At 71.3% G+C, this 19,191-nt stretch carries 17 protein-coding genes; 4 read left to right on the plus strand and 13 right to left on the minus strand.

Annotation, left to right across the window (positions count from 1 at the left end; translation table 11 throughout):
- Positions 1–54: 54 nt before the first annotated feature.
- Positions 55–579, minus strand: coding sequence for an aminoacyl-tRNA deacylase (locus tag BUE48_RS24320; RefSeq protein ID WP_012855263.1), 525 nt, complete (start codon positions 577–579; stop codon positions 55–57).
- A gap of 188 nt (positions 580–767) precedes the next feature.
- On the opposite strand from BUE48_RS24320, the gene BUE48_RS24325 reads away from it, so the two are divergent.
- Positions 768–2,240, plus strand: a complete 1,473-nt coding sequence (locus BUE48_RS24325; protein WP_012855264.1) for a CCA tRNA nucleotidyltransferase — start codon at positions 768–770, stop codon at positions 2,238–2,240.
- A 103-nt stretch (positions 2,241–2,343) separates the two neighbouring features.
- On the opposite strand, the gene BUE48_RS24330 is transcribed toward BUE48_RS24325, so the two are convergent.
- The gene (locus BUE48_RS24330; protein WP_012855265.1) at positions 2,344–3,051 is read right to left on the minus strand and encodes a hypothetical protein; all 708 of its coding nucleotides are present in this window, start codon (positions 3,049–3,051) and stop codon (positions 2,344–2,346) included.
- Between the two features lie 690 nt (positions 3,052–3,741).
- On the opposite strand from BUE48_RS24330, the gene BUE48_RS24335 reads away from it, so the two are divergent.
- The gene (locus BUE48_RS24335; RefSeq protein ID WP_012855267.1) at positions 3,742–5,064 is read left to right on the plus strand and encodes an adenosylmethionine--8-amino-7-oxononanoate transaminase; all 1,323 of its coding nucleotides are present in this window, start codon (positions 3,742–3,744) and stop codon (positions 5,062–5,064) included.
- A gap of 114 nt (positions 5,065–5,178) precedes the next feature.
- Here BUE48_RS24335 and BUE48_RS24340 read toward each other — a convergent pair whose 3' ends face one another.
- The 3 genes from BUE48_RS24340 to BUE48_RS24350 form a co-directional block, all read right to left on the minus strand.
- The gene (locus tag BUE48_RS24340; protein ID WP_012855268.1) at positions 5,179–6,462 is read right to left on the minus strand and encodes an MFS transporter; all 1,284 of its coding nucleotides are present in this window, start codon (positions 6,460–6,462) and stop codon (positions 5,179–5,181) included.
- 298 nt (positions 6,463–6,760) lie between these two features.
- A complete protein-coding gene (locus BUE48_RS24345; protein ID WP_012855269.1) occupies positions 6,761–8,434 on the minus strand; it encodes an ABC transporter substrate-binding protein in 1,674 nt (557 codons plus the stop codon).
- 124 nt (positions 8,435–8,558) lie between these two features.
- The gene (locus BUE48_RS24350) at positions 8,559–9,161 is read right to left on the minus strand and encodes a GNAT family N-acetyltransferase (RefSeq protein WP_245536940.1); all 603 of its coding nucleotides are present in this window, start codon (positions 9,159–9,161) and stop codon (positions 8,559–8,561) included.
- Positions 9,162–9,528: 367 nt separating this feature from the next.
- Between BUE48_RS24350 and BUE48_RS24355 the strand changes: the two genes are divergently transcribed.
- The gene (locus tag BUE48_RS24355) at positions 9,529–10,761 is read left to right on the plus strand and encodes an aminotransferase-like domain-containing protein (protein WP_083790034.1); all 1,233 of its coding nucleotides are present in this window, start codon (positions 9,529–9,531) and stop codon (positions 10,759–10,761) included.
- A 43-nt stretch (positions 10,762–10,804) separates the two neighbouring features.
- Positions 10,805–11,764 (plus strand): D-alanine--D-alanine ligase family protein, encoded by a 960-nt coding sequence (locus BUE48_RS24360; protein ID WP_012855272.1) that lies wholly within the window; start codon positions 10,805–10,807, stop codon positions 11,762–11,764.
- A 634-nt stretch (positions 11,765–12,398) separates the two neighbouring features.
- On the opposite strand, the gene BUE48_RS24365 is transcribed toward BUE48_RS24360, so the two are convergent.
- The 8 genes from BUE48_RS24365 to rpmH form a co-directional block, all read right to left on the minus strand.
- On the minus strand, positions 12,399–13,337 hold the full coding sequence (locus tag BUE48_RS24365) for a ParB/RepB/Spo0J family partition protein (protein ID WP_012855273.1): 939 nt from the start codon (positions 13,335–13,337) through the stop codon (positions 12,399–12,401).
- 43 nt (positions 13,338–13,380) lie between these two features.
- Entirely contained in the window at positions 13,381–14,376 is a 996-nt protein-coding gene (locus BUE48_RS24370) for a ParA family protein (RefSeq protein ID WP_286991132.1), read from the minus strand.
- Positions 14,377–14,848: 472 nt separating this feature from the next.
- Positions 14,849–15,520, minus strand: a complete 672-nt coding sequence (rsmG, locus tag BUE48_RS24375) for a 16S rRNA (guanine(527)-N(7))-methyltransferase RsmG (protein WP_052305616.1) — start codon at positions 15,518–15,520, stop codon at positions 14,849–14,851.
- Positions 15,521–16,067: 547 nt separating this feature from the next.
- Positions 16,068–16,553, minus strand: coding sequence for a Jag family protein (locus BUE48_RS24380; RefSeq protein WP_012855277.1), 486 nt, complete (start codon positions 16,551–16,553; stop codon positions 16,068–16,070).
- A 32-nt stretch (positions 16,554–16,585) separates the two neighbouring features.
- Positions 16,586–17,641 (minus strand): membrane protein insertase YidC, encoded by a 1,056-nt coding sequence (gene yidC, locus BUE48_RS24385; RefSeq protein WP_012855278.1) that lies wholly within the window; start codon positions 17,639–17,641, stop codon positions 16,586–16,588.
- The gene (yidD, locus tag BUE48_RS24390; protein WP_052305736.1) at positions 17,634–17,987 is read right to left on the minus strand and encodes a membrane protein insertion efficiency factor YidD; all 354 of its coding nucleotides are present in this window, start codon (positions 17,985–17,987) and stop codon (positions 17,634–17,636) included. The genes yidC and yidD overlap by 8 nt, the downstream gene beginning before the upstream one ends.
- Positions 17,988–18,003: 16 nt before the next feature.
- Positions 18,004–18,372 carry a ribonuclease P protein component gene (gene rnpA / locus BUE48_RS24395; RefSeq protein ID WP_012855280.1) on the minus strand — a complete coding sequence of 123 codons (369 nt, stop codon included), beginning with the start codon at positions 18,370–18,372 and terminating at the stop codon, positions 18,004–18,006.
- Positions 18,373–18,389: 17 nt separating this feature from the next.
- A complete protein-coding gene (rpmH, locus tag BUE48_RS24400; protein WP_012855281.1) occupies positions 18,390–18,527 on the minus strand; it encodes a 50S ribosomal protein L34 in 138 nt (45 codons plus the stop codon).
- Positions 18,528–19,191: the final 664 nt, after the last annotated feature.

A 19,191-nucleotide genomic window follows, 5' to 3' on the forward strand; every position in this document is an offset into this window, starting at 1 on the left:
GCGGGGTCGCCGGAGGGGACGGCGGCCCCGCGGTGCGTCCGGCCGGGACGGGCCTTAAGCGGGCCGGGCGGCCGGAAGCTCCTCCTCCCAGGCGGACCCGATGGGCTTGGCGCCGCTCAGCTCGCGCAGATCCGCCATGCGCACCGCCAGGGCGGTCAGCGGCTCCCCGGTGGGGGTGTAGACGACCTCATCGGGCGCCACCCCGCCCAGGCCGGCCCGGTCGATCAGGACCGGCACGGCATCGGGCAGCAGCAGCGGGCACACCAGGTCGGCGTGGTAGTCGGTGACGGAGTTGATCAGGTCGGGGCGGGCGGGCCGGATCAGGCGGGCGCCGAGCGCGCGGCGCACCGGTTCCAGGACGGTCCGGCTGCCGGCGGGGGTGATCAGCGCCGCCAGGAACCGCTCGCCGCGCAGCGCGTCCAGGCAGTGGTACATGCGGGTGACCGGGCAGCGTTCGGGCGGCAGGCCCAGCGCCCCGGGCAGGTCGTCGGCGTGCGCGATGGGGCGGGGAAGCCGTACGATCTCATGTGCGATTTCCCGCTCCAGCAGGGTCCGGTGGATGGTGAGGGCGTCCTTCATCGTCGACCTCCGGTGCCGAGGTGGACCGTCCGCGTACCCGGCGTGATTCACTGGATGACCACGGGGTGCCCAGAACGTAACTCGGAGATAGCGCCCTGTGAAGAGCGGCAGCAAAAGTCCTTCACTTTATTGGGCGTTCGCCGCCAAGATTTTTTGTTTGTAAGCCGTCTTGTGAGGTTCTACGCTCGATGCCCGTGCCCACCGCGTCTTCCCCCGAAGAACCGACCGCGCAGCAGCTCAAGGCGATCCGGGAACTGCTCGGCCGGGTGATCCCGCCGGCCGCCGACGAGCTGGGCCGCCGCTTCGCCGCCGCCGGGCACGAGCTGGCGCTGGTGGGGGGACCGGTCCGGGACGCGCTGCTGGGCCGTCCCGGCAAGGACGTCGACCTGACCACCGACGCCACGCCCGAGCAGGTGCTGCAGCTGGTGGAGGGCTGGGCGGACGCGATCTGGACGATCGGGATCGAGTTCGGCACGGTCGGGCTGCGCAAGGGCGACCTGCAGCTGGAGATCACCACCTACCGCAGCGAGTCCTATGACCCCAAGTCGCGCAAGCCGGAGGTCTCCTACGGCAAGTCCTTGACCGAGGACCTGGCGCGGCGCGATTTCGCGGTGAACGCGATGGCGGCGCGGCTGCCCGGCCATGAGTTCGTCGACCCGTTCGGCGGGCTGGGCGACCTGCGCCGCAAGACGCTGCGCACCCCCGGCCGCCCGGAGGACTCCTTCAACGACGACCCGCTGCGGATGATGCGCGCGGCGCGTTTCGCCGCCCAGCTCGGCTTCACGGTGGCGCCCGAGGTGGTGGCCGCCATGCGCGACATGGCCGGCCGGATCGAGATCGTCTCCGCCGAGCGGATCCGCGATGAGCTGTCCAAGCTGATCTGCGCGCCCAGGCCGCGCGCCGGGCTGACGCTGCTGGTGGACACCGGGCTGGCCGAGCACGTGCTGCCGGAGCTGCCCAAGCTGCGGCTGGAGATCGATGAGCACCACCGGCACAAGGACGTCTACGAGCACACTCTGATCGTCCTGGAGCAGGCGATCGCCCAGGAGGAGGACGGCCCGGACCTGGTGCTGCGGCTGGCGGCGCTGCTGCACGACATCGGCAAGCCCAAGACCCGCTCGTTCGAGCCGGGCGGCCGGGTGACCTTCCACCACCACGAGGTGGTGGGCGCCAAGATGGCCCGGCACCGGCTGAGCGCGCTGCGCTACCCCAAGGACGTGGTGGCCGACGTCTCCCGCCTGGTGGAGCTGCACCTGCGCTTCCACGGCTACGGCGACGGCCAGTGGACCGACTCGGCGGTGCGCCGCTACGTGCGCGACGCCGGTCACCTGCTGAACCGGCTGCACAAGCTGACCCGCGCCGACTGCACCACCCGCAACCGGCGCAAGGCCGAGCGGCTGCGCCGCGCCTACGACGACCTGGAGGCCCGCATCGCCCGGCTGGCCGCCGAGGAGGAGCTGGCCAAGATCCGTCCCGAGCTGGACGGCAACGAGATCCAGCAGATCCTGGGCATCAAGCCCGGCCCGCTGGTCGGCAAGGCCTACAAATTCCTGCTGGATCTGCGCTTGGACCGCGGCATGATCGGCAAGGAGGCCGCCACCGCCGAGTTGCTGCGCTGGGCGGCCGAACAGGGCCTGCAGCCGCCGGCGTCGTCATCGTGAACGCAGGCGGCCGCAGGCCCGCGGGCGCCGCAGCCCCTGCGGCGCCGGGCGGTGGCCGGTCCATCCCCACTCCGCGATCGGCCACCGCGTCATGGCGTGGACGTCAGCGGACGTCCACGTAGTCTCCGGAGCTCAGCACCGGCGCGTGCAGCGTGGTGCCCTTGAAGCGGGCGCACCAGTAGCCGTCGTGCCGGGCCTTGAACTTCTTGAGGTAGACGCCCTTCTTGTTGGTCGTCGCGTACCCCTTGAGCACCCACTTCTTGGTGCCCTTGCGCTTGAAGTAGATGTAGACGCGCTGGCCCTTGTAGCCGACGTACTTGAAGGGGTAGGTGCTGTTCAGCCGGGTCAGCTTGCCGGTGACCTTGAGCGTCCTGCCCTTCTTGATCGGCTCGGGCCCGGCGTTGGCGGTCAGGCGGGTGCCCCTTTTGACGTAGAAGGAAGCGGAGGGGCCCACGTAGTCCTCACCGCTGTCGTAGTCGTAGAGCTCCGTCTCGACGATCCACTTGCCGGCCGCGTCGTAACGGTCGAAGCGGACCGAGGAGACGAAAACGCCGTCGCCGTCGGGGTCCTCGGCGGTGCCGCCGTACTTGTAGTCCCCCTGGGGGCCGTGGAGGTCGAAGCTCACCCACGACTCGTCGGACAGGCCGGGGGCCTTGAGCTTGATCGTCAGGGTGGTGGACTTCTGGGCGGTCAGGACGACCGTCTTCGGGCTGACGCTGAGGGTGGCGGCGGGGGCCGCGTGAGCCGTGGCGGGCGACAGGAGCGGGACCAGCGTCGCCGTGGCGGCCAGCAAGGTGACTGAACGCTTCATCGGCGCAACTCCTTCGTTGACCAATATCTCTCTGTTTCAGAGAGTCTAGATGTTAGCCCTGTCCTCTTTCATCCCCTTGGTTAACTCATTCATCAAAGGGACGCTTCGCGCACTGAACCGGTTGTCTTGTCGGCAGCGTGATTTCTCGTCCGGCTTCCTCAGCGACGGCCGCCGCTACAAGGGATCACTCCGGGCGCTTCACCGCGACGTCTTCGGAGCCCACCGGGCCTCGCACCGCACGGCGCCCCAGTGACCGGCCGCGCGGGCGCATTCGAACCGAGGCGACGGCCGCCCGCTCCCACCGGGTTCTCGTTCCCCCTGATTCCGTACGGGTCGCAGCGGGCGATGGACTGCTCGCGAGTCCCCTCCTCCACGCCGGACTCGCCTGTGTGTGGGGTGGCCGACCGGCCCCCGCTCCCCGCCGACCGGCCACCCTGCCTGGTGTGTCACCCGAGACGTCTGCGCTGCCCTCGCCGCCACACGAGGCCGATGCGGCCGGCATCACCGCATCGACGCCCCTGGACGTCTCAAGTGATTAATCAGACGTTCACAGATGATACCAATGTGAGCAATATTCACACAATAGGGTCAAGGATGATCTACTGAGTGGGACGCGCGGGGGGCCGCACCGGTTGTCCCGGCACGGGGCTCCGGTCTTGCGCCGGATACCGCCGCCCTAGGCTCGGGGCCATGGCGGAACACACGGCGTTGCCCCCCGAGGAGATCGAACGGCTGCGCTCCTATGACCGGGAGCACGTATGGCACCCCTACGGGCCGATGCCGGCGAAAGCCGACAGCCACCCGGTGGTGGCGGCCGAGGGCGTGCGGCTGGTCATGGCCGACGGGCGCACGCTGATCGACGGGATGTCGTCGTGGTGGGCGGCCGTGCACGGCTACAACCACCCGGTCCTCAACGCCGCCGTCACCGACCAGCTCGGCCGGATGGCGCACGTGATGTTCGGCGGGCTGACCCACCCGCCCGCGATCCGGCTGGCGAAACTGCTGGTGGAGCTCACCCCCGAGCCGCTGACCAAGGTGTTCTTCGCCGACTCCGGCTCGGTCTCGGTCGAGGTCGCCATCAAGATGGCGCTGCAGTACCAGCGGGCGCGGGGCCGCCCCCGGCGGCACCGGCTGATGACCGTGCGCGGCGGCTACCACGGCGACACCTTCGGGGACATGTCGGTGTGCGACCCGGTCAACGGGATGCACCACCTGTTCGCCGGGATCCTGCCCCGGCAGCTGTTCGCCGCGCCGCCGCCCGGCGGCTACGACGCCGAGCCCGACCCCGCCTACCTGGAGGAGCTGGCGACGCTGGCCGCCCGGCACGCCGATGAACTCGCCGCGATCATCGTGGAACCGGTGGTGCAGGGCGCCGGCGGGATGCGCTTTTACGCCCCCGCCTACCTGCGGGCGCTGCGGGAGCTGGCCGACGAGCACGGCCTGCTGCTGATCCTGGACGAGATCGCCACCGGTTTCGGCCGCTCCGGGGCGTTCTGGGGGGCCGACCACGCCGGTGTCGTCCCCGACATCATGTGCGTCGGCAAGGCGCTGACCGGCGGCTACATGACCATGGCCGCCACGTTGTGCACCGATAAGGTGGCGCGCGGCATCAGCGAAGGCGAGGGCGGCGGGCTGATGCACGGCCCCACCTTCATGGGCAACCCGCTGGCCGCCGCGGTGGCGTGCGCGTCCATCGAGCTGCTGACCGGGCGGGACGGCCGCGGCCGCGACTGGCGGGCCGAGGTCGGCGCCATCGAGACGGTGCTGCGCGAGGGCCTGGCCCCCGCCCGCGGCCTGCCGGGGGTCCGGGACGTGCGGGTGCTGGGGGCGATCGGCGTCATCGAGACCGAGCAGCCGGTGGACGTGGCCGCCGTCCAGAAGGTGGTGATGGACCACGGCGTGTGGCTGCGCCCCTTCAACCGCCTGATCTACACCATGCCGCCCTACGTCTGCACCGCCGAGGAGGTCGCCCAGATCACCACCGCCATGGTCGCCGCCGCCCGCTCCCTGTGACCGCCGCCTTCTCCAGACGGCGCGCAGGGCGGCCCCGGCCGGAAAGCAACGCCTCCTGCGTTCTGCGGGCCGGACGGAGCGGCGCCGCTGAGCGAGGCCGCCTCGGACGCGCCGCTAAACCCGAGCCGGCCTGCGGATGCGAGCACAGGAGACCCCGTAGGCCAGGGCACCCGCCGCGTAGGCGACGACGATGACCGCCAGCATGGCCGGGGAACGGCCGTCCGGGGGCACGGCGACGGCCGCCAGGGCGGCCGCGGCCACGAAGGCGGCGTTGAAGAGCATGTCGTAGACGGCGAACACCCGCCCCCGGTAGGCGTCGGCCACGGTCTCCTGCAGGATCACATCGACGCTGAGCTTGACGCCCTGGGAGACGACGCCGAACCAGAAGGCCAGCACCGTCCACGGCAGGTTCGCAAACGGCGCGCCCAGCAGCGCCGTCGCCGCGGCGGCCGACGCCAGCAGGGCGATGATCCAGGTGTTCTTGCCGATGCGGCGCACCACCGGCGGGGTGATCACGGCGGCCAGGAAGAAGCCCAGCCCGGAGACCGCCAGCACCACGGCGGCCCGGTCCAGGCCCTCGTCGGCGTCGGCGCTGAACAGGTACCGGTACAGCAGCAGCGTCATGACCAGCATGACCCCGTACCAGAACCGGTGGAAGGCGATCGCGGCCAGCGCCAGCGCCGCCGGCCGGTCCCGCCGCAGCCGCCGGGCGCCGTCGGCCAGCCCGCGCAGCACGTTGCCCAGCGCCCGGCGGGTCTGCGGCGGCGCCTGCTCCGGCTCGGGGCCGAGCCGGTCGCGGCCCAGCGCGGTGGCCGTCAGCCCCGCCAGCAGGTAGCCGCCGGACGCGCACAGCAGGATCACCGCGGTGCCGCCCTGCCCGCCGCCGAACGCCTGCCGCAGCAGATAGCCCAGCCCGGCCCCGGCGAAAGAGATGACCGTCCCGGAGGTGACCGCGAAGGCGTTGGCGGTGACCAGCAGCCTGCGCCGGGTCACATGCGGCAGCGCCGCCGACAGCGCCGACAGGAAGAACCGGTTGACCCCCATCACCACCAGCACGGCCAGGAAGAAGACCGCCCCGTCGTGCCCGGCCGCCAGCATCGCCGCCGTCGCGGCGGCCATCCCGGCCCGCAGCACCGGCGCCCACAGCAGGATCTGCCGCCGCGCCCAGCGGTCGATGAACACCCCGGCGAACGGGCCGAGCACCGAGTACGGCAGCAGCACCACCGCGAACGCCGCCGCCACCTTGCCCGCCGTGGCCTGCCGTTCCGGTGAGAACAACAGGTAACCGGCCAGCGCCACCTGGAACAACCCATCGGTGCTCTGGGAGACCAGCCGGGTCGCATACAGCCACCGGAAGTCCCGCTCCCGCAGCACCGCCCGAAGTTGCGCCAGCCTCACCCGCCCAGCCTAGGCCGTCCCGCCGAAGCAGCCGAGCCGGCCCCGCCGGGCGTGATCGCGCCCGCCGAGAGACACGCCTCACCGAGGCATCCCGGCGGCAAGCCCTGGTCGTACCGCCGAAGCGACCGGGCTGGATCTACCAGACGCGATCACGTTCACCGAGAGACACGCCCACCCAAAGCACCCCGGCCTCATCGCCGAAGCGACCGCGCGGCAACGCCCGCACCTGGCCGAATATCGGCGGGCCGCTCCTCGTCCCGCCACCGCTGAGGAGCCTTCGCCGGCGGGCGCCCGGTGGTCACTCCTCGGTGAGCCAGATGCGGCTGTAGTCGTAGGTCCTGGCCTGCGGCAGGAACCGGGTGCCGCGCACCCGGGCGGAGTGCTGGATGGGGAAGGCCCGGTCGGCCAGCGGCACGATCGAGGCGTCCTGCATGACCAGGCGGTCGAGCTGGTTCCACAGACCGGTGGCGCGGGCGGTGTCGGGGGTTCGCAGGGCCTCCTGGAGGAGCTGCCGGATCTGGGGGTCGCCGTGCCCGTCGAGCAGCGGCGCCAGGGCCGAGCGGCCGTTGAGGCCGAACCACTCGGGGTCGGGGGAGACCAGTTTCAGCTCCGCCCCGCTCTTACGGATCGTGACTTCGATGTCACAGTCCGACAGGCTCTTTCGGACGGCCCGGACGACCTTCTCCGGCTCGTCCCCGGGGTCGAGCGTCAGCCGCAGCCCGCCGCGGTGGCCGGCCTCGGCGAGCAGCTCGCGGCACTTGCCGGGGTCTCCGGCGTCGTCGGGCGTGGGGTAGGCGTTGTGTTCGAAGTACCCGGCGTTGCCCGGGGCGATCAGGGTGTGCTGCGGGCGCGCCGCCTCGTGCCCGCCCAGAGCCTCGATCACGGCCGTCCGGTTCACCGTGTACTGCAGGGCCCGCCGCACCCGGTGGTCCGCCACGCCGGCCGCCACCAGGTACGGGCCGCGGCCGGGGAGCTGGCGGAGCGCAAAGCCCGCCGTGCCGCTCAGTTCCTCGATGTCGGCGGCCGGGACCGGCCGGTCCCACGACAGGTCGGCCTCGCCCCGCTCGATGCGGCGCCGCACCTCCTGCGCGGAGCCCACGCCGAGGGTGATCTGGATGCGGTCGGCGAACCGTTCCCGCATCGGGTCGGTCTCGGCCCGCCAGGCGGGGTTGTGCTCCAGGACGTAGGAGCGGCCCGGCTCATAAGAGGCGATCCGGTAGGGGCCGTTGGAGACGATGTTCTGCCGGAACTCGCGGCTGTCGGGCACGTACCGGTCGTACTCCTTGGGCGCCGCCACCGCCGGAGCCAGGGTGAGGATGTTGAGGAAGTCGGCGGCCGGGTGGGTCAGCTCGAACACCAGCGTGGTCTCGTCGGCGGCCCGCAGTCCCGAGATCGAGTGCCCGTTCTGGTAGGCGGCCATCGCCTCGGCGTCGTCGGCGTCGACCTTGGCGTAGCCGTCGCAGAACGCCTTCATCCCCTTGATCGTGGCGATGTAGTGCGCGCGGTGGGGCGACGGCGCCGCCGGGTTGCACATCCGCTTGAAGCCGCGCACGAAATCCCCGGCCACGACCGGCCGGGGCGGGCTGGTGTCCCAGTGGACGTTCCCGCGCAGCCGGACGGTGTACTTCCTGCCGCCCTTGCCGATCCCGCCGTTCTCCTTGGAGGGGACCGCCTCGGCCATGTCGGCCTGGACCGGCAGGCTCTCTTCGAAGTTGTTGGACGCCCTGGTGGTGAAAAGCGTCCGCGCCAGGACGCGGTTCAGCGCGTAAGCGGGAGGCTCGCTCGCGGCGGCGGGGTCGAGGCGCTCGACGTCGGCGTCGCCGACGATGCGGAGCACGCCGCCCGGCTTTCCCGGCCCGTACCCCTCGTCCATCGCGGCGCCGCACCCGGTCAGCGCACCGGCCAGCACGAGCGCCGCCGCGCAGCCTCCGGCCGCCCGCATCCGTGACCCCGTCCAAGAGCCGTCCGCCATGCGCCCTCCCGCGCCAGGTACACCACCGAGCGGCCCGGACCTCCGTCCGGTGCCGCACGCCCATTTTCCCGACGCTCAAAGGGAGCACTTACCGGACCCCACCGCAGCGGGGCGAACCGCGCTTTCAGATGGGACGCAGGACGCCCTCGGGGGTCATGGAGCCCAGGAGGCGTTCCAGCGCCACTTCCACGTCCTCGCGCCACGACAGGGCCGACTTGAGCTCCAGCCGCAGGCGGGGGAAGCGGTGGTGGGGGCGGACGGTCTTGAAGCCGACCGCCAGCAGGTAGTCGGCGGGCACCATGCAGCCGCCCTCCTCGCCCTTCAGGTCGCCGAACGCCTCGATGGCCCGCACGCCGCGGCGGACCAGGTCCTTGGCGACGCCCTGCACCAGCATCCGGCCCAGGCCGCCGCCGGAGAACTCCGGCAGCACGTGCGCGGTCATCAGCAGCACGGCGTCCGCGCTGACCGGGCTGGTGGGGAAGGCCAGGGAACGCGGCACATACAGCGGCGGGGCGTACAGCACGAAACCGGCGGGCGTGCCGTCCACATAGACGATCTTCCCGCAGCTGCCCCACTCCAGCAGGGTGGAGGAGACCCACGCCTCCTTCTCCAGGGCGGGGTCGCCGCTCTCGGCGGCGCGTTCGGCGGCGACCGGGTCGAGTTCCCAGAAAACGCACCCGCGGCACCTGCGCGGAAGGTCGCCGAGATTGTCCAGTGTGACGTTCACGAGCCGACGCGACACCAGATCGGCACCCCCTGGTGCTGTTGCTCCGCGCCCGCCTGCGGGCGGCCTGAACCGGTCCTGGCGGGCGGGCTGAAATCGCAAGACCCCCGACCGCGAAGACCCGGCCGGATGCCGCTGCAGACAACCCGCCGGGCTCTTCAGGCATCGTATCGGACGAGGACTTCGGGAAACCGGCACCGGCTCGTCCGGGCATGGCACACCGGGCGGCCCGTCGCCGCGGGGCCCTTCTTCATCGCACACCCGAACGTGACGTAGTTTTGCTACTCGGCCCCTGGCATCGGAGGTAACAGTGCACCAGCACACGCGGACAGACCCGTACACCGACCGCTATGCCGCCCGCGCCGCCGGGATGGTGCCCTCGGAGATCCGGGCGCTGTTCGCCGTGGCCTCCCGCCCCGAGGTCGTCTCGCTGGCCGGCGGGATGCCCAACATCACCGCGCTCCCCCTCGATGTGGTCGGCGACATGCTCGGCGAGCTGACCCGGCGGCGCGGCACCGAGGCGCTGCAGTACGCCTCCGCCCAGGGCGACCCGGAACTGCGGGCCCGCATCTGCGAGGTGATGGCGCTGGAGGGCGTGCACGGCTCGCCCGACGACGTGATCGTCACCGTCGGCTCCCAGCAGGCCCTGGACATGATCACCCGGATCTTCATCGACCCCGGGGACGTGGTGCTGGCCGAGGCGCCCTCGTATGTGGGGGCGCTCGGCACGTTCGCCATGTACCAGGCCGACGTGGTGCACGTCCCGCTGGACGAGGACGGGCTGATCCCCGCCGCGCTGCGGGAGACGCTGGAGCGGCTGCGCAAAGAAGGACGGCGGGTGAAGTTCCTCTACACCGTCCCCAACTTCCAAAACCCCGCCGGGGTGACCCTCAGCGAGACCCGCCGCGCCGAGATCCTGGCCATCTGCGCCGCGCACCAGGTGCTCGTCGTCGAGGACAACCCCTATGGGCTGCTGGGCTTCGACCGCGAGCCGATGCGGGCGCTGCGCGCCGACGACCCCGACAACGTGATCTACCTCGGCTCGTTCTCCAAGACGTTCGCGCCGGGTTTCCGGGTCGGCTGGGCGCTGGCCCCGCACGCGATCCGCGCCAAGCTGGTGCTGGCGGCCGAGTCGGCGATCTTGTGCCACTCCAGCTTCACCCAGTTCGCCGTCCGCGAGTATCTGGCCACCCAGCCCTGGCAGCAGCAGATCAAGTCGTTCCGGGTGATGTACGCCGAGCGCCGGGACGCCATGCTGGAGTCGCTGGAGGCGCTGATGCCCGACGGGTGCACCTGGACCCGTCCCGGCGGCGGCTTCTTCGTCTGGCTGACCCTCCCCGAGGGGCTGGACTCCAAGGCGATGGCGCCGCGGGCGATCGCCGAGCGGGTGGCCTACGTCCCCGGCACCGGCTTTTACGCCGACGGGCAGGGGCGGCGGCACATGCGGCTGTCGTACTGCTACCCCGAGCCCGACCGCATCCGCGAGGGCGTGCGCCGCCTGGCCGGCGTGATCGAACGGGAGCTGCAGATGCGGGACACTTTCGGTACGGCCCGGGCGCGCGAGCGCGGCGGCGTGGACACCCCGGGCCCCGAGACGTGCTGAACCGGTGAGACCGAACCGCTGAGAGAGGCAGGAGGATGCGGCGTTGGCCGATCTGAACGTCCCCGAACTCGGCCACGTCATCGTCCTGGCGGGCGGGCTGTCGTATGAGCGGGAGGTGTCGCTGCGCTCGGGCCGCCGGGTCGCCGACGCGCTGCGCGCCCTCGACGTGGACGCCCAGGTCCACGACGCCGACGCCACCTTGCTGCAGACGCTGCAGCAGGCTCCCCCGGACGCCGTCTTCCCCGTGCTGCACGGCAGCATGGGCGAGGACGGCGCCATCCGGGACGTGCTGGAGCTGGTCGGCGTCCCTTACGTCGGCGCCCGCCCGGACGCCTGCCGGGTCGCCTGGGACAAGCCCACCGCCAAGTCGGTGGTGCGCGCCGCCGGGCTGGCCACCCCGCCCTCGGTGACGCTGCCCAAGGAGGTCTTCCACGACCTCGGCGCCGCCGCCGTGCTGGAGTGCGTGGTGCGCCGGCTGGGCCTGCCGCTGTTCGTCAAGCCCGCCCGCGGCGGCTCCGCGCTCGGCGCCTCGGTCGTCCGGGAGGCCGGCGACCTGCCCGCCGCGATGGTCGGCTGCTTCGCCTACGGGGACGCCGCCCTCATCGAACGCCACATCGAGGGCACCGAGGTCGCGGTGAGCGTCATCGAGCGCGACGGCGAGCCGGTCGCGCTGCCCGCCGTGGAGATCGTCCCGGCCGGGGAGCTGTACGACTACACCGCCCGCTACGACGCCGGCGACACCGAGTTCGTCACCCCCGCCCGGCTGCCTGAGGAGGTCGCCCGCCGGGCCGCCGAGGCCGCCGTCACCGCCCACCGCGCCCTGGGCCTGCGTGACCTGTCCCGCACCGACCTCATCGTGGACGAGGCCGGGCAGGTCCACTTCCTGGAGGTCAACGTGGCCCCCGGAATGACCGAGACCAGCCTCTTCCCCCGCGCCGTGGCCGCCGCCGGCCTCAACCTCGGCCGCATCCTGCACGACCTGATCGTCGCCCGCCTCCGCTGAGGCCGCGGATGTTTCCCGTGAAACATCGATCGTGGCGCCGCCGCTCCTGTTTCCCGTGAAACATCCGCGGGGCGCCCTCCCGGCTCGTTTCCCGTGAAACATCCGGCGGTGCCGCTCTGCCGTTTCCCGTGAAACATCGGCAGACCCGGCGGCCGTGGAAGTGCGGCGACCCCTTTCGTCACGGCGGGACGGGCGGGGAGCGTCCCCGCCCTCGCCGCGTCCCACCGGGCCGTCGGCTCCTGACAGGGGAGAGCGCCGAACGGATCGGCCGCTCTGCCGACTGCCCAGATTCCGGTTCGCCGCCCTGCTCTCATGCGTCGCCCGAGCGGCGAAAGCCCGCACGAGGTCCTCGTCGGCCATGCGGCAGAGGAACCACCGGGCCCGGCGCGAACCGCCCCTCTGGGCAGCCATCGCGGGACGCGCCGTCGCTTGCAGGCACGAAGAACCGGCCCCTGAGCCATCCCAGGCACCGCCGCACGCCTCACGACCGGCGGCACCTCGGCGGGCCGTTCCGGATGCGGGTCTTGGCGCCGTCCTCCCCGAGGGAGCAGAGGTTCATGAAGCGACGCCGACGAGGAAACGGCCCATACGACAACGCCCCGGAATCCCTCCGGGGCGTTGGACGGGCTTTGCCTCACAGGCCGGAGCCGCGGATGCCGGGCTCGTCGGGCGCCATCGCCTTGATGATGCGGTCGAGGTCCTCCAGGGAGGCGAACTCGACGACGATCTTGCCCTTGGTGCGGCCCATGTCCACCCGGACCTTGGTCTCGTAGCGGTCCGACAGCCGGTCGGCCAGCTCGCGCAGCTCGGGGGCGATGGTGCGCTTGCGGCCCTGGCGGGGCTTTTTGGGCGTCTCCCCCTCCAGGTCCCGCATGGCGATGATCTCCTCGACCGCGCGCACCGACAGGCCCTCGGCGACGATGCGGTGGGCCAGGGCCTCCTGGGCCTCCGGGCTGTCGAGGGAGAGCAGGGCGCGGGCGTGGCCGGCGGTGAGCACGCCCGCCGCGACCCGCCGCTGGACGGCGGGCGGCAGGTTCAGCAGCCGCAGCGTGTTGGTGATGTGCGGGCGGGACCGGCCGATGCGGGCGGCGAGCTGCTCGTGGGTGGCGCCGAAGTCCTCCAGCAGCTGCTGGTAGGCCGCGGCCTCCTCCAGCGGGTTGAGCTGCTGGCGGTGCAGGTTCTCCATGAGCGCGTCACGGAGCATGTCGTTGTCGGCGGTGTCCCGGACGATCGCAGGAATGGTCTCCAGCCCGGCCCGCTGCGAGGCGCGCCAGCGGCGCTCCCCCATGACGAGCTCGTAGCTGTCCGGGCCGGTCCGGCGCACCACGATCGGCTGGAGCAGCCCGACGATCCGGATCGACTCCGCCAGCTCCTCCAGCGCCTCCTCATCGAAGTGGCTGCGGGGCTGGCGGGGATTGGGCGTGATGGAGTTCACCGGAAGCTCGGCGAAGTGGGCGCCGGCCACCGGCTCCATCTCCGGAGCCGCCGTCCCCTCTTTGGACGCCCCGGGAGGCGGGCCCGTGGGGATCAGGGCGCCCAGTCCTCTGCCCAGCCCGCGCCGCTGCTGTGTCACCTCGTCACCTCACCTGGCATGGCCCACGCAGTTCCGCCCATCGTCACTCGGTCTTCTCCGCGCCGCGGCAGGCCATCTCGAAGGCGGCATCGCCGTAGGCGAGCGCGCCGCTGGAACCCGGATCGTAGGTCATGACCGACTGGCCGTAGCTGGGCGCCTCGGAGACCCGGACGCTGCGCGGGATCACCGTCTTCAGCACCACGTCGCCGAAGTGCCCGCGCACCTCCTCGGCCACCTGGGCGGCCAGCCGGGTGCGCGCGTCGTACATGGTCAGCAGGATCGTGGACACCTCGAGCTTGGGGTTGAGGTGCGACTTGACCAGCTCGACCGTGCGCAGCAGCTGGCCCAGCCCTTCCAGGGCGTAGTACTCGCACTGGATGGGGATCAGCAGCTCCTCCGCGCCGACCAGGGCGTTGACCGTCAGCAGGCCGAGCGAGGGCGGGCAGTCGATCAGCACGTAGTCGAACCGGCCGATGTCGTAGCCCTCCAGCGCCCGCCGCAGCCGGGACTCCCGGGCGACCTTGGAGACCAGTTCGATCTCGGCGCCGGCCAGGTTCAAGGTGGCCGGCGCGCAGTACAGGTTGGGGACCTCCGGGGCCGCCACCACGATGTCCTTCATCGGACGGTCCTCGATCAGCACCTCATAGATCGAGGGGATGTCGGCATGGTGGTCCACGCCCAGCGCGGTGGAGGCGTTGCCCTGCGGGTCGAGGTCGACGACCAGCACCTGCAGGTCGTGCATGGCCAGGGAGGCGGCCAGATTGACCGACGTGGTGGTCTTGCCGACCCCGCCCTTTTGGTTGGCGATGGTGATGACCCGGCACCGCGGCGGCTTGGGCCACTGCTTTGCGCTTCGTCCCTTCGTCGCCTCCAGGGAGATGCGCGGGGCCTGAGCGGCCGGCGGCCGCGATGTCGTTTCACGAGTTCCGACTCCCCCTGAGCAGTTGCCCGGCCTGCCGTCCCTTCCCGCCGCGGCACCCCGCCGCCGCTGGTCGGAACGTATCCGGTCTCCGCGGTTCCGGATGTGGTGTTCCCCCATGAGGCGTGACCGGAGGGCGCCCGTCCCACCGGTCTGTTCTCCCGCCCGGGGGAGGGCTCTGGTGCAGACCCCCCGGTGGCGGGCATTCCCATGGAGCTGAGTGAGAAGGTCCCGCCGACGGACGGCCCGGAGGGGGTGCTCGTGGAGGACGTCGCAAGGCGCGGCACCCCGGCGGAAGAGGCTCCCGCACCGGAAGGCCCGGTGGCCGCCTGCATGTTCTCCGGTGGTGCCCCGATGCGGGACGGCCCACCGTAAGGACCGCTCTGTGCGGCCTCCGGTGGGCGCGGAACGGACGGCCCTCCGCCCGGCGGGCCGGAGAAAGAGGGGGTGACGGGGGCGGATGCCGGGACGGACGGGCCGGACATGGCCGCGGCGGCGTGCCGTGGGTCGCCGTCCGCCGGCCGGCCCGACTCGATGGGATCGTGCTGCGAGGGGTTGCCGGCCTCGGGCCGGCCCAGTCCTGGTCCCGTTGTCATGAAGACCTCTTCCTCGACCTTTTCGCGCGGCGCGGAATCCGTTCGGCGACCACGCGAACAATCGTCGTCGGGGGATCGACCTTACCTTGCCCCAGCCGGTGCAGCTCGGCCGTCCGGACACCGAAGCGTTTGAGCACCGGCTCGGCATCGGCCAGCTCCTGGGCCGCCCGCTCTCCCTTGAGCGCCAGCAGCTCCCCGCCGGGCCGCAGCAGCGGCAGCGCCCACCCCACCAGCCGGTCCAGCGGGGCCACGGCACGCGCGGTGACCACATCGACCTGGTAGTCCCCTGCCACTTCTTCCGCGCGGGCCCGGTGCACCTCGACGTTCTCCAGCTCCAGCAGCTCGACGGCCTCGGTCAGGAACTTGGTCCGCCGCAGCAGCGGCTCCAGCAGCGTGACCGACAGGTCCGGCCGCGCGATCGCCAGCACCAATCCGGGCAGTCCCGCCCCGGAGCCCAGATCGATGACGGTGGCGCCCTGCGGCACCATCTCCGCCACCACCGCGCAGTTGATCAGGTGCCGTTCCCACAGCCGGTCCACCTCGCGCGGGCCGATGAGACCGCGTATCACGCCCGCATCGGCCAGAAACTCCGCATAGCGCTCCGCCAAGGGAAGGGCATCGCCGAACACCTGCCGTGCAACGTCTGGTACCGACCTCGGAGTCCCCACCGTACGAATCGTTCCATACACAGTGATGACCGCGCACGCAGCCCACCGCCCCCCACGGCTCGCCGAGGTCTTTCCAGCGGGAACGACGGCCCGTCCGCCCCGCAGGTCACCATGCCGCCGACGCCGACTCCGAACAGTGACGCCTTTCTTACATTCGGTGTCGTCAGGGGATATGGCCGCAGGAGAGGAAACGAAGAGGCACGGGTGAGCCCTAGTAATACGCAAAGCCGACGCTGCAGGCACCGCACAGGGGGACGCCCGCCCAGAGCGGCTGAGCCGATGGGAAACGACACGCGTCATGGGCACGTGCTCCACTTCGCCGAGGAAGCACCGGTGGAGCTTCCTTAACACGCGCCCCTGCATTCACGCAGCGAGGCAGTTCACAGGCACCGGACGCCAGAGCGGCGTTTCGCCCTCAAAGGGGCCGGCCGGTACGTACCGTCCCGCCGGGATCGATCGCGGACAAAAAACGATCGCCGGGCCTTGCGGCCCGGCGATCGCACGCCGATGTGGTCCCAGCGCCCGGTCGTTCCCGTCGAGCAGGCCGTCAGGCGGGGTAGACCACCACGTAACGCTGCGGCTCCTCGCCCTCGGACTCGCTGTGCAGCCCGGCGGCGGCCACCGCATCGTGGACGATCTTGCGTTCGAACGGGGTCATCGGGGCCAGCGGCTTGGGCTTGCCGGTCCGCTTGACCTCGGCGGCCACGTCCTGGCCCAGCTTGGTCAGCTCGGCGCGGCGGCGCTCCCGGTAACCGCCGATGTCGAGCATCAGCTTGCTGCGGTTGCCGGTCTTGCGGTGCACGGCCAGCCGGGTGAGCTCCTGCAGCGCCTCCAGCACCTCCCCGCGCTTGCCGACCAGCTCCTCCAGGGAGGCGCCGACCACGGCGACCAGGGCGCGGTCGCCCTCCACGTCCATGTCGATATCGCCGTCGAAGTCACCGATGTCGAGCAGGCCCTCGATGTAGTCGGCGGCGATCTCGCCCTCCTGCTCAAGCGCCTGGACGTCGACCTCGGCGGCGTCGGTCTGGCTCACGGGTTCTCCTTCGTCGACGGGACACACCGAATCTAGCGCTTGGAGGACCCGCTGCGCTTGCTCCGCGGCTTGCGGGTCGGCTGATCGCGGACGATCTGCGGCTGCGCCTCGGCCGCCGGGGCGGGCTCCTTCTTCACCTCACCGGCCTTGGTGAGGTTGACCTTGCCCGCCTTGGCCCCGCCGGAGGCGGCGCGCTTGCTGCGCGGCTTGCGGGTCGGCTGGTTGCGGATGATCTGCACCTGCGGCTCGGCGGCGGTCTTGCCGGCCTTGCCGCCCTTGTCCGCCTTGCCCTTGGCCGGTGCGGCGCCGGCCTTGGCGTCGGCGCCGTTCGCGCCGACCGGCGGGTACTTGGAGTAGATGTAGTGCTGCTGGGCCAGCGTCCAGGTGTTGGAGGTCATCCAGTACAGCAGCACGCCCAGCGGGAAGCCCAGCCCGAACAGCCCGAGCAGCGGGGCCAGGAAGACCATCATCTTCTGCGCGGCCACCATGGGGTTGTCCGGATCCATGACCGGCTGGCGCTTCATGCTGGCGCGCATGGTGAAGAACGTGGTGGTCGAGCTGATCAGCACCGCGACGGCGGTGACGGCGACCGCGTCCCAGGCCCCATCGCCCCAGGCGTTGAGGAAGGTGTCGGGGATGACGGCGCCGAAGATGTCGGCGTGCTGGGCGCTGTGGATCAGCTCGGGCGAGATCCCGTACTTGGACTCGCCCTCCTTGGCCTTGGAGATGCCGTTCAGCACCTGGAACAGGCCGATGAAAACCGGCATCTGCACCAGCAGCGGCAGGCAGCCGGCCAGCGGGTTGGCGCCGTTCTCCTGGTAGACCCGCATGACCTCCTGGTTGAGGCGCTGCTTGTCGTGCTTGTACTTCTTGCGCAGCGCCTGGATCTGCGGGCTGAGCTCCTGCATCTTGCGCGAAGCGTGGATCTGCTTCACAAAGAGCGGGAACATCAGCAGCCGCAGGAAGACGGTCAGCAGGATGATGGAGCCGGCCCACGCCAAGCCGCTGTCGGGATCGACGATCGTGCCCAGTCCCTTATGGATCAAGACGATGAACCAAGCGACGATCTCGTACAGCCAATCAAACACCAGGCAGCTCCTTGGGCTCTGCTGTGGGAGGGCCGCTCGGCTCGCGGCCTGCAGTCTCGTGACGGGCCGTCCCGCCCTTGGGGGGTGGCACGGGGTCGTATCCGCCACGGTGGAAGGGGTGGCACCGGCCGATCCGGCGCACCGTCAGCCAACCGCCCCGCAGCGCCCCATGCATGCGCAGCGCTTCCAGGGAATAAGCGCTGCAGGTGGGGTAAAAGCGGCACTGCTGGCCCAGCAGCGGGCTGAGGAAGCGACGGTAACCGCGGACGAGGAGGATCAGCAGGCGGGCGGCGAGCGAGATGCGCGCCGTCCCGCCGGGGGGCGTGTCCCCGGTGTTGATGGTCATGTCCGCCAGCGACCCCCTAGGCCCGTCGCCGTAGCAGCCGGTCAAGCGCCGACTCCAGATCCGCGGCCAACTCCTTGTGGCCGGCGGTCGCGGCGGCCGGGTTGGCGCGTACCACAAGCAGGCTACCCGGAGGAAGACGGTCCAGATGCTGGGCGACCAGGTGCCGTAGCCGACGGCGGACCTTGTTGCGGACGACGGCGTTGCCCACGGTGCGCCCGACGACGAACCCGGCCCTGGGGGCGCGCTCGGCGGCCGGAAGGCCTTCCGGGAGGTCATCGCGGCGCAACAGGTGGACGACGATATGAGTGCGTCCGGCGCGGCGCCCGCGCCGGACGGTCAGTGTGAACTCGTCCCGCCGCCGCATCCGATGACCGGAGGGCAGCATGGGTGGTGAGGGTGCGGTCAGACCGAGATGCGGGCGCGGCCCTTGCGCCGCCGGGCCGCCAGGATCGCGCGACCGGCCCTGGTGCGCATGCGCAGCCGGAAGCCGTGCTTCTTGTGGCGGCGACGGTTGTTCGGCTGGTAGGTACGCTTGCTCACTCGAGACTCCAGTGCGGTGCTGCGGTCGTGGATCCCTGCAGGCCGTAAGGTGCCTGAGGTCGGTTCGGCTGTGCGGTCGCATCGCGGGCCGCGTCCGGTCCCCCGCAGCGGGGGCCCGCCGTGCTCGCCCAGATGCTCGCCTCGCCGACTCTACTCGGCCGGACGAGCGCCGACAGCTTCAGGGAGCGTTGCGCGGGCACGCGGGAACGCCGTCGAAGCGACTCGACCGTAAAACGTTACGAGGTCCGCGCCCGTCCGGTCAAACCGAGCGGCGGGCGACGTGAGCTTGCCAACATCCGTCCCCGCCCGGCCGCCCCGAAAGGTTGCAGACCGTGGCCGCCGCTGCCGTGACAAGGGCCCGCCGGGCCGCCGCCTCTACGCTGTGTGAACGGCCCCGCCCCGGATGGGGGATAGGTCGCCCATATGTGGATAACAGGTCCGTCGTCGGTGTTGCAGCCACCCGCCGGCACGGACTACCGTCGTCACCCCACGAGGTCCCACGGTCCGATTCCCCGCGGGCCTTATGGAGGACGGCCCCGGATCGCGCCTCGGCCAGGAACATCCCCGGACATGCAACCCACGGCGGAGTTTTACACATCCGCCCCTACGGTTGTGCACAGGTTGTGGACAACTCTGTGGATGACGCGTGAGAGAGTAAGTCCAC

Origin of the sequence: Thermomonospora sp. CIF 1, assembly GCF_001896795.1 — a bacterium.
Lineage (GTDB): Bacteria > Actinomycetota > Actinomycetes > Streptosporangiales > Streptosporangiaceae > Thermomonospora > Thermomonospora curvata.